This is a genomic window from Microbacterium sp. P26 (genome assembly GCF_023712585.1).
In the GTDB taxonomy this organism is placed as follows: domain Bacteria; phylum Actinomycetota; class Actinomycetes; order Actinomycetales; family Microbacteriaceae; genus Microbacterium; species Microbacterium algihabitans_A.
Map to the genome: position 1 here is coordinate 505,103 of NZ_JAMAXZ010000003.1, position 13,644 is coordinate 518,746.

The window sequence follows — 13,644 nt, forward strand, 5'->3', positions numbered from 1 at the left end:
GCACTGCGCTCGGCGATCATCTCTGGGCCCCCTCCGCGGTCGATGCGCTTGCGCTCCCGACCGCACCGCTCGTGACATCTCGATCCAGCACCAGATCCACCGCGTGCAGGATCCGGTCCAGATCCGGCACGTGGTGCTTCTCGAGCTTCGAGGGCGGATAGGGGATGTCGTGCCCGGTGACGCGCCGCGGCGGCGTCTCGAGGTAGTGGAAGCACTCCTCGGTGATGCTCGCGATGAGCTCCGCGCCGACTCCCGCTTCGCGCGCGGCCTCGTGCGTGACGACGACGCGTCCGGTCTTGCGGACGGATGCCGCGACCGTGTTCATGTCGATCGGTGAGAGCGAGCGCAGGTCGATGACCTCGAGCGAGATCCCGTCGTCCTCTGCCGCGACGGCGGCGTCGAGGGCCGTGCGCACCTGGGCGCCGTAGGTGACGATCGTGGCATCGGTGCCCTCGCGGGCGACGCGCGCCAGATGCATCGGCGGAGCGTCGGCGAGGTCGGCGTCGGGATCGACCTCGCCCTTGGAGTGGTACAGACGCTTGGGCTCGAAGAAGATCACCGGGTCGTCGGAGGCGATCGCCTGCTGCAGCATGACGTACGCGTCCTGCGGATTGGAGGCGGCGATCACGCGGAGTCCGGCGGTGTGCACGAAGTATGCTTCGGGCGACTCGGAGTGGTGTTCGGCAGCTCCCACGCCCCCGGCCCACGGGATGCGGATGACCAGCGGCATCCGGATGCGACCGTTGCTGCGGTAGTGCAGCTTGGCGACCTGGCAGACGATCTGGTCGAACGCCGGATAGACGAAGCCGTCGAACTGAATCTCGACGACGGGCCGGTAGCCGCGCAGGGCGAGGCCGACCGCGGTGCCGACGATGCCGGCTTCGGCGAGCGGGGTGTCGACGACCCGCTGAGCGCCGAAGCGCTTCTGCAGGCCATCGGTGACGCGGAAGACGCCGCCGAGCTTGCCGATGTCTTCGCCCATCAGCAGGACCTTGTCGTCGTTCTCGAGCGCCTTCGACAGGCCCGCGTTGATCGCGGAACCGACAGTCATGCTCGTCATCGGGACACCTCTTTGTCGTCGTTCTCGAGTGCCTTCGACAGGCCCGCGTTGATCGCGGAACCAAGGGTCAGGGCGGTCACTTCTCGAACCCCGCGAGGTAGTCCATGTACTCGACTTTCTGGCGTGCGACCCCGGCGTGCGGCTCGGCGTAGACGTTGTCGAAGATCGTCTCGGGCGCTCGCGTGGTCGCGCCGATGCACGCGGCGCGCACGTCGGCCGCGAGGGCGTCGGCCGCCCGGGCGACCTCGTCGAGCCCTCCGTCGTCGAGCATGCCCTCGGCCCGCAGGTAGGCCTCGAGCCGCGCGATCGGGTCGCGACCGGCCCACCGCTCGACCTCGTCGGCATCGCGGTAGCGGGTGGGGTCGTCGCTCGTGGTGTGCGGACCCATGCGGTAGGTCACCGCCTCGATGAACGAGGGTCCTTCGCCGCGACGGGCACGGTCGAGGGCCCAGCGCATGGCGGCGACGCAGGCGAGGGCGTCGTTGCCGTCGATGCGGAGGCTCGGGATGCCGAAGCCCGGCGCACGGCCCGCGATGGGGTACTTGGCCTGCACGGTGACGGGCTCGGAGATGGCCCACTGGTTGTTCGAGCACACGAACACCACGGGCGCACCGTACGACGAGGCGAACACCATCGCCTCGTTGACGTCGCCCTGGCTGGTGGCGCCGTCGCCGAAATAGGCGACGGCCACATCGGTCGAGCCGTCGCGTTGAGCACCCATGGCCCAGCCCGTCGCATGCAACGAGTGCGCGCCGATGATGATCTGGGGCGGCGCGACGTTGATCGAGGCGTGGTCGTAGGCGGAGTGCTCTTCACCGCGCCAGGCGAGCACGTAGCCCTCGGGCTTGGCGCCGCGGGCGAGCAGCACGCCGTGCTCGCGGTAGCTGGGGAAGGCGAAGTCGCCGGGAGCCATGGCGTGGGCGGTGCCGACCTGCACGGCCTCCTGGCCGCGGCAGGGCGCCCACAGGGCGAGCTGGCCCTGGCGCTGCAGGGCGACGCCCTCGGCGTCGAGGCGACGGGTGAGAACCATGTCACGGTGGAGGGCGCGGAGTTCGTGCGGCGAGAGGTCGGCGATCCAGGGATCGAGCTCGGCGTCGGCGACTCGAGTTCCGTCCGGCTCGAGCAGGCGGAGGACGTCGTCGACGTCGTCCTGGGGGTCGTGGTCGTCGGCTCTTCCGGTCGAAGAGTCTCGCGTCTGGGTGTACGTCATCGTCATCCCTCCAGGTGCGGCCCGTGGCTCCTCGTGAGAGCCGGGGCGATCCGGGTGTCGGCAACAGCGCCGACGTGGCCGACCGTACGCGCGGAATGCACCCCGCTCAAGACCTCGTCGTCATATTGAGCACAGTGCGCATTGCGGACGACCCCGGCGCTGCTAATGTTTCGCAGCATGAGCAAGCTCGACGCGGTCGACCTCGACCTCCTCCGCGCCCTGTCCGCCGATCCGCGCGCCACCGTCGTCGCGCTCGCCGAGAAGCTCGGCCTCTCGCGCAACACCGTTCAGGCGCGAATGAGCCGCCTCGAACGCGGTGGGGTGTTCCTGTCGTACGAGCGGACGCTGTCGGCGGAGGCGCTGGGCTTCCCGATCGAGGCGTTCTTGCAGGTGACCGTGCGCCAGGCCGAGCTGCCGATCATCCGCGAAGAACTCGCCAAAGTTCCAGAGGTGCTGCAGGCGCACGGGCTGAGCGGTCAAGTCGACCTGCTCGTGCGCGTCGCGTGCCGCGACACCCAGCACCTGTTCGACACCGATGCGCGCATCCTCGCGATCGAGGGCGTCGAGCGCACCGAGACCTCGCTGGTGATGGGCGAGGTGATCGGCTACCGCGTGGGCCCGCTGATGCAGCTGGCGCGCGAGGAGATCTAGCGTTCTACGGCGCCGGCACCACCGGGATACTCGCCGTCTCGGTCTTCTCCTCGACCGCGCCGCCGGCGTCGAGCCGCACCAGCACCACGCCGACGAGGATCAGCGCACCGCCGACGAACTGCACGGGGGCGGGCGTCTCGCCGAGCAGCAGCCACGCGAACCCGAGGGCGAACAGCACCTCGCTGAGCCCGACGAACGACGCGAGGCGCGAGCCGATGAGCGGCACCGCGATCACCCCGAGCGCGTAGCCGACGGTGGTGGCGACGCCGCCCACCCAGAGCAGGGGCAGGATGCCGGGAACCTCGAGCCCCGCGAGCGACACCGTGATCGAGGGTGCGGCGAAGGGCAGGATCCCGGTGGCGACGAGGATGCCCATCAGCACGGTTCCGGTGATGAGGCCTCCCGCGGCCAGAGCGAGGGGCGGGAGGCCGTCTCCCGAGCGCCCGGCGATGACGAAGTAGGCGGCCGCGCACACGGCGGCGCACAGCGCGAAGATCGTCCCCCACAGGTCGAAGCGCGCCCCGCTGATGTCGACCACGAGCACGAGGCCGACCATCGCCACGACGGAGCCGATCAGCACCGCCCTCGAGGGAGCCGTGCGGGTGCGCACCCAGACCGCGAGCACGAGCAGCACCGGCGCGATGTACTGGATGAGCAGGGCGACGGCCACCGGCATCCGCTGCATCGCGGCGAAGTAGAACAGCTGGCATCCGGCGACGGCCGTGAGGCCGAAGGCGAGGATGAGCAGTCCGTGTCGGCGGATGAAGCCGCGCTGCCGGCGGATCGCGAGGATCAGCGCGGGTGACAGCAGGATCGCTGCGACCCCCATCCGCACGAGCAGGACCGCACCGAGCGACCAGCCGCCGTCGAGCAGGGGCTTCACGAACGGGCCGCTCGACGAGAACGCCAGGGCGGAGGCGACGGCGATCACGAGCCCGGTGACGGCTCCGGAGCCGTGTCGGGTGGGGCGTGGGAGGGTGACGGACGAGGTAGTCATGCGGGCCTGCTGTCAGGAGTGAAGAACGTTTACACTCGTGACAGTACGACCCGCGCCTGTCAGGAGTCAACATGGTCTTCATCCGTGACACCGAACTCGTGCTGCGCGCTGCCGTCGAGCTGGTCAACACCCTGCCGCAGACCGATGTCAGCGGCGTCGACACCCTCGAGGAGGTCGAGGCCCTCGAGGCCTTCACGGAGCGTCACGGCTACACCGGGTCGCGCACGCGCGACGCTCGCGAACTCGCGGCGGTCCGCGGCATCCGCCCCCGCCTTCTCGAGCTGTGGAGCACGGATCGCGACGGGGCGGTGCCCCTCGTGAACGCCATGCTCGCCGACGGTCGGGCGCTCCCCCAGTTGGTGCGGCACGACGGGCTCGACTGGCACATCCACGCGAGCGATCCAGCCGATCCGTTGGCGACGCGCATCCTCGTCGAGTCGGCGTTGGCGTTCGTCGACGTCATCCGTGCGGACGAATACGCGCGCGTTCGCGTGTGCGAGGCCGACGACTGCGCGGGCGTCTACGTCGACTTCTCGAAGAACGGCTCGAAGCGCTACTGCGACGCCGGCAACTGCGGCAACCGCATGAACGTCAACGCATACCGTCGTCGCAAGGCCGAGGCTCCGGCCTGAGCGGGATTCCCGAGCGGCGCCCCACCTCCGCTCGCCGCGAGGCGGAGGCGCCGGCCTGATCGCGGATGTCGAACGGCACCCCGGCTGAGCGTGGTTTCCGCGCGGCGCCCGACCTCCGCTCGCCGCACGGCGGAAGCACCGGCCGAGCTGGCCACACGCCCGGCCGTCGCGCACTCTCGTCTACGGTCGAGGCATGAGCAGCACCGCGATGGTCCGTCCGGCCACCCTCGACGATGCGGACGCGATCGCCGCGGTCCACGTCGAGACGTGGCGTGAAACCTACACGGGTCTCATGCCCGATGTGCTGTTCGACGACGCCGCCCTCGAGCGGCGGCGTGGGGCATGGGCGTTCATGCTCGGCGCCGACGCGCCCCCGCTGACCATCGTGGTCGCCGAACGCGATGCGCGGATCGTCGGATTCGCCCTCGCCGGAGCGTCGAAGGGCGCCGACGCGACGAAGGGCTTCGAGCCGGCGCGCGACCTGACCCTCTTCGCGATCTACCTGCTGGCTTCGGAGCACGGCTCCGGTGTCGGTCACGCCCTGCTCACGGAGGCCATCGCCGACCGTCCCGCTCAGCTGTGGGTCGCGAGTGCGAATCAGCGCGCGCGGACGTTCTACGAACGCCACGGCTTCCGCGAAGACGGGGTGTCGTTCGAGGATGCCCACATCGGCGGCATCGTCGAACTGCGCATGGTGCGGTAACGAGAGGAAGAACCCGTCTCCGCGCCACGGCCCGCGGGCTTGTGGCGCCGCCTGAGCTCACGACCGGCACGACTGTCCCGATCGACCCTCCTGATCGACCATCCCGATCGACCCTCCTGATCGACCCTCCTGATCTACCCTCCTGACCGACCCTCCTGATCGACCGTCCCGATTGACCGTCCCGATCGACCGTCCGATCGACAGCCCGGCTCGACTGCCCGTGCCGGCTGCTCGGCCCGACTCCCGCGCCGTTTTCCCGGCCCGACTCGCCGCCCCCACTCACTCCGCTTCCACGAACCCCCGGATCGCCGCGGCCGCCTCCTGCGGCGTCTCGTAATGGATGAGGTGCCCGACGTCGGGGATCTCGACGAGCTCGGCCCGCGGGAACAGCGTCGCGAGGTGCCGCTCGGCTTCGATCGGCGTGATGTCGTCTTTCTGCGCGGCGATGAGCAGCGTGGGTTGCGCGATGCGCGGCGCGAATTCGCGCACGTCGTGCGACACGCTCGTCACGAAGGCCTCGTGCAGCACGTCGCGGTCGGCGAACCGCGAGAAGTATTCGTCGTGCTGTTCGTGCACGAACCGTCGCAGCTGCGGGTCGCGCGTCTTCGCCATGGCGTTGCTCATCACGCGGACGATGAGTCCGTTGCGCAGAAGCCCTTCGCCGATCGCGCGCGGCAGCTTCGCCCCGGCCAGGTAGTAGAAGACGGCGAGCCGGGTCAGAATGCCTCGCGGTCCCTCGAGGGCGGGCGCTCCGATCGGGTTGACGAGAATCAGCCTGGGCGTCGAGAGCCCCCCGGCGACAGCGGCCGACGACACGATCGAGCCGAACGAGTGGCCGAGGATCACGGCATCCGGAGCGACGTCTTCGACGAAAGCACGCAGCCACGCGGCGTAGGTGCCGAGGTCGTGCGGGCGTCCGACGAGAGGGGCCGTCTCGCCGAAACCGGGAAGATCGGGCGAGATGACCCGGATGCCGGGAAGGTGGGCCACAACGGGATCGAGCCCGTGGTGCTCGCCGCGGAAGCCGTGCACCGCGACGATCGTGGTCGCCGCGGAGTCGTCACCGTAAACCCAGTACGCGGTCGTCCCGCCGAGCACGCGCGCCTCGCGCCGCGTGACGGGGATCGCAGCGAGCAGTTGGGCGTACGGATTCGGCATGGGTCGAGTCTAGGAGGGGGTTCCGACATCGGCCTGGCAGGGTGGACCCCCCCCCCCCGCGCGTGCGCAGATGCGCATCGCGTTCGGGCCTCGGCATCCGCTCGCCCACCCTCATCCCTGCGCGCCTGGCCGGCCATGTCGGAACCCCGCTCTACCGTGATCGCATGACCACGTGGCAGGCCGAGCCGCTCCCCTTGTTCCAGACGCCCGAGTGGGCGCGCCTCATCGGCGTGTTCGATCTCGAGACCACCGGGATCGACGTCGAGAACGACCGCATCGTCACCGCGCACGTCGGCGTGCTCGACGTCGACGGACACGTCATCGACGCCCGCGACTGGCTGGCCGATCCGGGTGTGGAGATCCCGGCCGGGGCGGCCGCCATCCACGGCATCAGCACGGATCGCGCCCGGGCCGAGGGCGCTCCGGCGCCCCGCGTGGTGGGCGAGGTGGTCGAGGCGCTGTCGGCGCTGTTCGCGGCGGGGATCCCGGTGGTCGCCTACAACGCGCCGTTCGACTTCTCGCTCTTGAAGAACGAGGCGATCCGGCATGGCGTCGAGCCGATCGCCGCCCCGTCGCCGGTCATCGATCCGCTGGTCGTCGACAAGACGTACGACCGGTATCGGCGTGGAAAGCGCACGCTGTCGGTCGTCGCCGAGCACTATTCGGTGCCGCTCGAGTCGGCGCACGAGGCCTGTGCCGATGCCGTCGCGGCAGGTCGGCTCGCCCTCGCGCTGGCCGAGAAGTTCGGTCCCTGGATGCCGTCGACCCTCGACGAGCTGCACACCCGCCAGATCGGATGGGCCCGCGCGCAGGCGGCGAGCCTGACCGAGTACTTCATCAAGATCGGGCGATTGGATGCCGCGGCTCCCCCGGTCGACGGAGCGTGGCCGATCCGCTGAGTGGTGCTGGCCGAGCTTGCCGTCTTGGGAGCGGTTGCCTGGCGCGCTGAGCGGGACCACGTGCGACCCCGCCACCGCTCCCGCGCTCGATGGAGCGTCAACGATCCCTCCGCGCGGTCCGGGCCCTGACCTCGTGAGGTCCCCCAATCGACCGTGTCTGGCGGTGCCACTGCGCGCCCCCGGCTCGACTCTCCCGACCGGCCGCGTCGAGCGAACTGCTACGCGACCCCGACTCGACCCCCTGACCGCGTCCGGTCGACCCACGGCGACCACGACTCAACCCCCTGATCGCGTCCGGTCGACCCACGGCGACCACGACTCGACCCGCCGGACGACCGCTTCGGGCGGACCTCTCCCGCGATCGTCCTGGCCCGTCCGACCCTGCCGCGCGATCCTGCCGCTGATCCAGCCTGACTCTCGAGGTCGGTGGCTCATGGCCGCTTCCAATCCCCGATCCCGCTTCTGGCCTGGACTTCTCTCGACCGCGAACCCAATGTCGGAGGTCACCGATACCGTTCTTCCATGACCAGCACCGCCCCTTCCGAAGACCGGCCGCGACCGGTGTTCCGCGAGAGCGACGGTGCGCCCTGGCCCAGCGATGACGAGCTCGAGATCGAGGCCCGATGGGCGGCGATACGCGAGTCCGCAGACGTCGATTGGTGGCCGACCGACCAGCCCGCTGACCAATCTGATCCGTTCAGCGCAGCGCCCGAGGTCGAATGGTGGGCGGATGCCGATGACGACGCCCCCTGCGCCGTGAACGGTGTGGTCATTCCGCTCCTCGTCGGCGAGTCGTTCGCGCCCGAGTGGGCGCTCGTTAGCGAACCCCTCCCCGAAGCCGGCGCTGAGATGTCCAGCGAGCCTGCGTCGCCGGATGCCGACGACCCCCTCGACGCGCTTTTCCGTGCGGATGCCGATGACGGCGACGTCGACGTCCTTCTCCATCGGGTGAAGGCCGTTGCGCGGCTGCGCCAACGGGCGACCGCAGCCGAATACCGGCTCATCGCGTCCATCCTGCAGGCGGCTGCCGAAGACCCCACTCCCTGGGCGGGACCTGATCCGACCCGTGATCCCTCATGGAACGACGCGCGTCGGCGCACCATTCGCGCCGTTCGTCGCGATCGCGCGGATATGGCCGAACGCGCCGCCGTCGCCGAGATCGCCGTGCGTCTCCGTCTGTCCGAGCAGACCGTCCGCACGCGCGCGGCGCACGCCCGCACCCTCGACGAGCGCACCCCTGCCGTCTGGCGGGAGTTCAGCGAGGGGCGGATCTCGGAGCGCCACGCGGTCGAGGTCGCTCGACTGGCGTCATCCCTGCCCGACGAGCCCGAGCCGTTGCAGTGTTTCGATGAGCAGGTCTGCGAGCGAGCCGTGGTGCTCACACCCGCGAAGTTCGCCGTCGCGGCGCGCGTCATCCGTGAGCGGGTCCACGCGGAGTCCCTCGAAGAGCGCCATCGTCGCGCGGCGGCAGATCGCGGCGTCTGGATGTCCGCTGAACTTGACGGCATGGCCTCGCTCAGCGCCCTCCTCCCTGCCGATCGGGCTCGTGCCGTGATGTCGCGCCTCGATGGGGTGGCTCGCTCTCTCCGCGCCCTCCCCGACGAAGACCGCACTCTCGCGCAGCTGCGCGCTGATGCTCTGGCCGATCTCGTCGCTACGGTCTCCTCCGACGCACCCGATCCGGCGCGAGCGGAGGCCGCCACCCCGGACTCCCCGCCGACAGGGGCCTCGATGTCGCCCCAGCCCGCGGTCTCTTCACCGCAGGTCGCTTCGTCCCCGGTCGATGCACCGCCGGTCGATTCACCGCCGGTCGTTCCGCCCCCGGTCTCTACGCCGCAGGTCGCTTCGTCCCCGGTCAATTCACCGCCGGTCGATGCACCGCCGGTCGATTCACCGCCGGTCGATTCGCACCCGGTCTCTACGCCGCAGGTCGCTTCGCCCCCGGCCGATTCACCGCCGGTCGATTCGCCCCCGGTCTCTACGCCGCCGGTCGATTCGCCCCCGGTCGCTTCGCCACCCGCCTCGGCGGCAGCTCGTTCCACGCCCTCCGCAACGGTGATCGTCACCGTCCCCGCGCTGACTCTGCTCGGTGCATCCACCGAACCCGCCACTTTGGAGGGTTACGGCCCCATCGATCTCGACACGGCCCGGCGCCTCGCCGGCAATGCGACCTCGTGGATCCGTCTGCTCACCGACCCCGTGACCGGCGCACCCCTCGCTCTCGACCGCAAGACCTACCGGGTTCCGCTCGCGCTTCGTCGTTGGCTCGGCGTGACGCGCCCCACGTGCGTCTTTCCCGGATGTAATCGGGCCGCCCGCGAATGCGACATCGATCACCGCACGGCGTGGGCCGCAGGCGGAACGACCGACGAAGACAACCTCGACCCGAAGTGTCGCCATCACCATCGACTCCGACACGAAACGCTGTGGGAGCCGTCCGCATCGCCCGACGGTGACCTGACGTGGCGTTCGCCGCGGGGCGAGGTCTTCGACGCGGATCCGCCGCCGTTCTAGCACTGACGGCAAGATACGGGCAAAGCTCATGCCCGCGGTCGTGCCCAAGCAATCGAGTCCACCCGGTGGACCCCACACGGTCGAGCCCACGCGGTCGAGTCCACCCGGTGGAACCCACCCGGTGGAGCCCACACGTGCGAGCCCACGCGGTCGAGTCCACCCGGTGGAACCCACACGGGCGAGCCCGCAACGTCGGGCCCACCCCGTCGAGCCGACCGCGTCGAGCCCGCCCGGTCGAGCCCACCCGGTCGAGCCCACAGCGCCGAGTTCGAAGGGCCACGTCCGACAGATTCACCACGCCCCCATTGAGTACTTTCGCACTCACGATCAGGCCCTGTACCCGCATCCGGATGCGGACATCACGCCCCGATCGAGGACTCCCGCACTCATGGTCGGGCCATGCACCGGTATCCGTCTCCAGACCCGCCAGGTCGGCTCACTCCGCCCGCAGCGTCCGCCTCCACGCCACTTCCCGGTCCAACTGCCCCGTCCGACGGAACATCTGCACCTGATGCGTGTCCGCGAGCACGCTCGCGAGCTCGTGCCGATCCGCGGGCACGAACCCGAGGCTCTGCCAGAACCCTCCCGACCGACGGCTGAAGAGCCAGGCCGTGTGCGCACCCTCAGCGGCTGCACGCTCGAGAGCGAAGACGGCCAAGGCACGGCCGTGGCCCAGGAATCGTCGCTCCTGCGCGACGGCGACGCTGCGGATCAACACATGCCTCCCGTCGGCACTGACTTCCCATCCCGTGCTGCCGAGAATCCGACCGGGGCCAGCCCGATCGGCGCCAGCTCGACCAGCACCAACACGACCAGAGCCAACCTCCTCAGCGCCAGCCTGACCGGGACCGACCCGAACCGCATCGACCCCATCGGCACCAACCCCACCGGCGCCAGACCGACCAGCACCGACCCGAAGAACCCCCACACCATCGGAGCCAACCGCTTCGGCACCAACCCAAACAACACCATCCCCAACAGCGCCAACCTGACCCGCACTAACGCCACCGGCTCCCTCCCCGTCGACGCCCTCGCGCTCGACCCAGAGGCGTACCGTCGGCGCCTCAAGGCCTGCCACGGTCAGATCCGCCTCGCGCAGAAACGCCTCGACCTCCGCGATCTCTCCCGACGTCCGGCACCGCTGCAACTCCACCGCTCCAGCTAAGCAGCCCGACGCAGACCCCGACCACGCGCGCCACCACCCACCTCCGGCCACACGTCCCACCTCCGGCCACACGCCCAGCCCCGCACCCCCCGACCACACGCCCCACCACCCACCCCCGACCACACGCCCCACCACCCACCTCCGGCCCCACGCCCAGCCCCACACCCCGACCACACGCCCCTGCCCGATGCCCTGCCACAATGATCCGGTGACCGTTCGTATCGCCACCGTGCAGGCCGAAGCCCGCCCCGGAGCCCTGCTCCACAACGTCTCGCGAGCGACGCACCTCATCGCCGAAGCGGCGGACGCGGATGCCGATGTGGCGGTGTTCCCCGAAGCGTTCCTCACCGGCTACGCCGACGAGGTCTTCGCAGCGCCCCTTCCCGACCTCGCCGACCCGGGGTGGCAGGAACCTCTTCAGCGGGCCGCGGACGAGACCGGCGTCGTCGCGATCGTGAACACCGCCCTCCAGTCGAGCGGCAGACGGACCCTCACCGACGTGGTGTTCGCTCCCGGACGTGCTCCGTTCGCCGCCTACGCCAAACAGCACCTCCACGCCCCCGAACGCGAGATCTTCGACGCCGGCGAGCGGGGCTTCTCGTTCGAGGTGAAGGGCGTCCGCATGGCGTTGTCGGTCTGTTACGACGCCAACTTTCCCGAGCATGCGGCCGCCGCCGCGGCATCCGGTGCTCTCGTGTACGTGAACAGTGGCGCCTACTTCCCCGGGGGCGAGCGGCGGCGCGACCTGCACTACGCCTCGCGAGCCCTCGACAACGGCATGTACGTCGTCTTCAGCGGACTCGTGGGCGCGCCCAGCGATTTCATCGGCGGCTCCGCCGTCTTCGACCCGCTCGGTCGCCGCATCGCGCACGTCGAAGGTCGCGAGGGGATCACGATCGCCGACATCGACCCTGCCGTCGTCGCCGAGGCGCGCGCCGAGCAGCGCATGTGGCGAGACCGTCGCGATGACCTCGGACGATACGAGAGCGCGGGAAAGCTCACGTCGAGGGTGTGAGGGCGGAAACGCACTCATTCCGACACACACGCGACGACGGGGCAGCGGGCGCCGTCGGTCATGACCGGCGCTCGTCGCCAAGACGAGCCTGAAGGATGCGAGACCGCGCCACCCCGCGCCCTCCGTCAGCCGCGCCGCGCCGCCGAGCCCGACGCCTCGCGCGGACCCCACGCACCCACGAATCCGGAAAAGCGAAAGCCCCCCGTCCCGAAGGACGAGGGGCTTTCGCTGCGAGAACCGCTGCGGATCAACGACCGCCGAAGTTCTTGAAGCGCTGGTTGAACTTCTCGACGCGACCGGCGGAGTCCATGATGCGCTGCTTACCCGTGTAGAAGGGGTGCGAAGCGGACGAGATCTCCACGTCGATGACGGGGTACTCCACGCCGTCGAGCTCGATCGTCTTGTCGCTCGAGACGGTCGAACGGGTGAGGAAGGTGTCGCCCGAACCGAGGTCGCGGAAGACGACGGCCTTGTACGTGGGGTGAATGTCAGTCTGCATGGGAGGTCCTTTGAGAAGTGGTGTCCTGGATTCTGCCAGGACGTCAAAGTCTGCGGCGCCGAAGGCACCAACGTCAGAGTCTATCAGGCCCGAGCAGTGCCCTGACACGAGGGCGCCGAATCGGCCGGCGCCTCGAGACGAGACGCGTCAGACCGCGCGAGCCGCGTATCGTCCGGCTTCGCGCGACAACGAGATCTCGAGCCCGACTGGCAGACGGAGCCGAGAACGAGAATCTCCCGGACTCGAACTCTCAGACCGCGCGAGCCGCGTAGCGTCCGGCTTCGCGCGACAGCGAGATCTCGAGCCCGAACGTCTTCGTGAGGTTCTCGGCCGTGAGGGCCTCCTCGAGAGGACCGGATGCCACGACCTCGCCGTCGCGCAACAGCAGCACGTGCGTGAACCCGACCGGGATCTCCTCCACGTGGTGCGTCACCATCACCATCGCGGGGGTGGTCGGCGCCTGCGCGTAGCCCGACAGCAGGGTGAGCAGCTCTTCGCGCGCACCCAGGTCGAGGCTCGCGGTGGGCTCGTCGAGCAGCAGCAGCTCGGGGTCGGTCATGACCGCTCGAGCGATCTGCACGCGCTTCTGCTCGCCGTCGCTGAGGGTTCCGAACGTGCGGTCGGCGAGGTGGTCGAGCTTCCACTCGGCGAGCACGCGCAGCGCGCGACGCTCGTCGATGTCGTCGTAGTCTTCACGCCAGCGACCCACGACCGAGAACGCGGCGGTCAGCACGACGTCGAGCACGGTCTCTTCCGGCGGCACGCGGCGGGCCATCGCCGACGACGCGAAGCCGATGCGCGGACGCAGCTCGAACACGTCGGTGCGACCGAGACGCTCCCCGAGGATCGTCACCGAACCCGACGTGGGGTGCAGCAGAGTGTCGGCGAGCTGCAGAACGGTCGTCTTGCCCGCGCCGTTCGGCCCGAGCACGACCCAACGCTGGTCGTCTGACACCTCCCAATCGAGGTGGGACACGATGTCCCGCGCGTTCCGGCGGACGACGACGTCGGAGAACTCGAGCACCTGGGGCATGGCTCCAGCCTACTGTCCGAGACAGCGGCATCCGGATGCCACGCGGCCCCTGTGGACAACGCCGGACCTGCCCGCGCGCGTCGCGAACGCCCGCCCTGGAGATCGGCC

General features: G+C 69.9%; 14 protein-coding genes. 7 read left to right on the plus strand and 7 right to left on the minus strand.

Translation table 11 applies throughout. The features are described 5' to 3' along the window. Window positions 1–16: 16 nt before the first annotated feature. Window positions 17–1,060 (minus strand): alpha-ketoacid dehydrogenase subunit beta, encoded by a 1,044-nt coding sequence (locus M3667_RS08910; RefSeq protein WP_251507405.1) that lies wholly within the window; start codon window positions 1,058–1,060, stop codon window positions 17–19. A 76-nt stretch (window positions 1,061–1,136) separates the two neighbouring features. Next, window positions 1,137–2,270: a pyruvate dehydrogenase (acetyl-transferring) E1 component subunit alpha gene (gene pdhA / locus M3667_RS08915; RefSeq protein ID WP_251507407.1), complete on the minus strand. Its 1,134-nt coding sequence runs from the start codon at window positions 2,268–2,270 to the stop codon at window positions 1,137–1,139. A 177-nt stretch (window positions 2,271–2,447) separates the two neighbouring features. Between pdhA and M3667_RS08920 the strand changes: the two genes are divergently transcribed. After that, window positions 2,448–2,921 carry an Lrp/AsnC family transcriptional regulator gene (locus M3667_RS08920; protein ID WP_251507409.1) on the plus strand — a complete coding sequence of 158 codons (474 nt, stop codon included), beginning with the start codon at window positions 2,448–2,450 and terminating at the stop codon, window positions 2,919–2,921. A 4-nt stretch (window positions 2,922–2,925) separates the two neighbouring features. On the opposite strand, the gene M3667_RS08925 is transcribed toward M3667_RS08920, so the two are convergent. Beyond that, window positions 2,926–3,918 carry a DMT family transporter gene (locus M3667_RS08925; RefSeq protein ID WP_251507411.1) on the minus strand — a complete coding sequence of 331 codons (993 nt, stop codon included), beginning with the start codon at window positions 3,916–3,918 and terminating at the stop codon, window positions 2,926–2,928. A 71-nt stretch (window positions 3,919–3,989) separates the two neighbouring features. Between M3667_RS08925 and M3667_RS08930 the strand changes: the two genes are divergently transcribed. Together M3667_RS08930 and M3667_RS08935 are read left to right on the plus strand one after the other, a co-directional pair. After that, window positions 3,990–4,550: a CGNR zinc finger domain-containing protein gene (locus M3667_RS08930; RefSeq protein WP_251507413.1), complete on the plus strand. Its 561-nt coding sequence runs from the start codon at window positions 3,990–3,992 to the stop codon at window positions 4,548–4,550. 193 nt (window positions 4,551–4,743) lie between these two features. Then, a complete protein-coding gene (locus M3667_RS08935) occupies window positions 4,744–5,253 on the plus strand; it encodes a GNAT family N-acetyltransferase (protein ID WP_251507415.1) in 510 nt (169 codons plus the stop codon). A gap of 279 nt (window positions 5,254–5,532) precedes the next feature. On the opposite strand, the gene M3667_RS08940 is transcribed toward M3667_RS08935, so the two are convergent. Next, a complete protein-coding gene (locus M3667_RS08940) occupies window positions 5,533–6,411 on the minus strand; it encodes an alpha/beta fold hydrolase (protein ID WP_251507417.1) in 879 nt (292 codons plus the stop codon). Window positions 6,412–6,575: 164 nt separating this feature from the next. On the opposite strand from M3667_RS08940, the gene M3667_RS08945 reads away from it, so the two are divergent. Both M3667_RS08945 and M3667_RS08950 read left to right on the plus strand, forming a co-directional pair. After that, a complete protein-coding gene (locus tag M3667_RS08945) occupies window positions 6,576–7,310 on the plus strand; it encodes an exonuclease domain-containing protein (RefSeq protein ID WP_251507418.1) in 735 nt (244 codons plus the stop codon). 522 nt (window positions 7,311–7,832) lie between these two features. Continuing rightward, on the plus strand, window positions 7,833–9,824 hold the full coding sequence (locus M3667_RS08950; protein WP_251507420.1) for an HNH endonuclease signature motif containing protein: 1,992 nt from the start codon (window positions 7,833–7,835) through the stop codon (window positions 9,822–9,824). 436 nt (window positions 9,825–10,260) lie between these two features. Here the strand turns inward: M3667_RS08950 and M3667_RS17125 are convergent, their stop codons facing one another. After that, window positions 10,261–10,542, minus strand: coding sequence for a GNAT family N-acetyltransferase (locus M3667_RS17125; protein WP_368859137.1), 282 nt, complete (start codon window positions 10,540–10,542; stop codon window positions 10,261–10,263). Here M3667_RS17125 and M3667_RS17000 point away from each other — a divergent pair. Next, the gene (locus M3667_RS17000) at window positions 10,438–10,989 is read left to right on the plus strand and encodes a hypothetical protein (RefSeq protein WP_308196445.1); all 552 of its coding nucleotides are present in this window, start codon (window positions 10,438–10,440) and stop codon (window positions 10,987–10,989) included. The genes M3667_RS17125 and M3667_RS17000 overlap by 105 nt on opposite strands. A gap of 208 nt (window positions 10,990–11,197) precedes the next feature. Next, entirely contained in the window at window positions 11,198–12,004 is an 807-nt protein-coding gene (locus tag M3667_RS08960; RefSeq protein ID WP_251507422.1) for a carbon-nitrogen hydrolase family protein, read from the plus strand. 247 nt (window positions 12,005–12,251) lie between these two features. Here M3667_RS08960 and M3667_RS08965 read toward each other — a convergent pair whose 3' ends face one another. Beyond that, the gene (locus M3667_RS08965) at window positions 12,252–12,503 is read right to left on the minus strand and encodes a type B 50S ribosomal protein L31 (RefSeq protein ID WP_055837630.1); all 252 of its coding nucleotides are present in this window, start codon (window positions 12,501–12,503) and stop codon (window positions 12,252–12,254) included. A gap of 250 nt (window positions 12,504–12,753) precedes the next feature. Beyond that, window positions 12,754–13,536 (minus strand): ABC transporter ATP-binding protein, encoded by a 783-nt coding sequence (locus M3667_RS08970; protein ID WP_251507425.1) that lies wholly within the window; start codon window positions 13,534–13,536, stop codon window positions 12,754–12,756. Window positions 13,537–13,644: the final 108 nt, after the last annotated feature.